Annotated in this window: 1 protein-coding gene; it reads right to left on the bottom strand. The window is 54.7% G+C overall.

The genetic code is table 11. From position 1 onward, the window contains the following. Window positions 1-436, bottom strand: a 436-nt coding sequence (locus tag ACUNV4_RS30370) for a transposase (RefSeq protein ID WP_430882429.1), incomplete at its 3' end; no start/stop codon positions are given. Window positions 437-1138 lie beyond the last annotated feature (702 nt).

The following is a 1138-nucleotide window of genomic DNA, read 5'->3' on the forward strand; positions in this document are numbered from 1 at the left end:
CTCGGCGATCATAAGAGCCATAGCGCTTGCGACGCTGCTTCTTGCACCGCAGATAAGTATGCAGATCTCCACCACAGCCCTTGTCCCAATAGATGTGCAGGTAGATCGATTCGTGACTCACTGATTGTTCTCCAGCCTCGTGTAGCCACAGGCAAACCTGCTCAGGACTCCAGTCCTCTCGCAAGAGCTGCTCTACGCGCCGCCAGGTACTTTCCTCGATCGCATAATGCACCTTCTCATCCTGACGCTGCTGGGAAAGCTCGTGAGCCTGCTTGGGCCGATACCCGCGAGCGCCTGTATTGCGCTTCAGCTCACGACTGACCGTCGACTTGTGCACCCCTATCACCTGGGCCGTCTCTGTCATCGTGTGTCCCTTCTTCCTCAGGGCGTAAATCTGATATCGTTGCTCACTGGTGAGCTGCGAATAGTGTTGCATTGATGCCACTCATTCTTGCCGGAACGATTGGTAGCCATGCTATCGCAGCTTGCCTCCTCATGCCCGACGGGTTGAGTTGCACTTACGGATTGAATTCGCCCTCAGCCATAAACAGCCGACGTATCTATTGATGTGTCGGTAAACGTTCATTCCAGACCGATCTGGACATTCAACGTCAAGCCTGAGCCCATCAGATTATCAGCGAAGTGTCTTTTTCACAGTCGCGTGTATGCGACAACCAAAAACCGCGCTTATTCGCCGCTGAGCCTCTAGTCAACTCAGAGCCGGTGTAACCACGATGGCTTCTCAATCACAGGCCAGAGTGGCGGGATATGTCACCGCTGAGAGCCGGTCGAGCGACACCGATTCGGGCAGCCCGTTAAACAGGAACTGCCGAAGTGAGGAGAGCACGGCGTCGGTAGTGATTTTGAACGGTCATCCGACGCCGTGTCCGAGTCCACCGTGCGGTCGCACAGCTCCCCCTAGTATCGACAGATGGCGGGGTTCTATCCAGCACTCGTCGGCACTTTCTGCCGATACTCCCCAGTGCTAGCCTCAATGTGACAAAAACTAAGCCGCGTTTTGAGCGGATCGCTCGTATGCCTGAAAGGTTACCAGTAGTTTGGGGTTGATTCCGATCTCCAGAATAGCTTTGCCTGCATTATTCACCAAACGCCCGGCTCGATTGATCAGCTCATCCCG

The organism is Granulosicoccus sp. 3-233 (assembly GCF_052681095.1).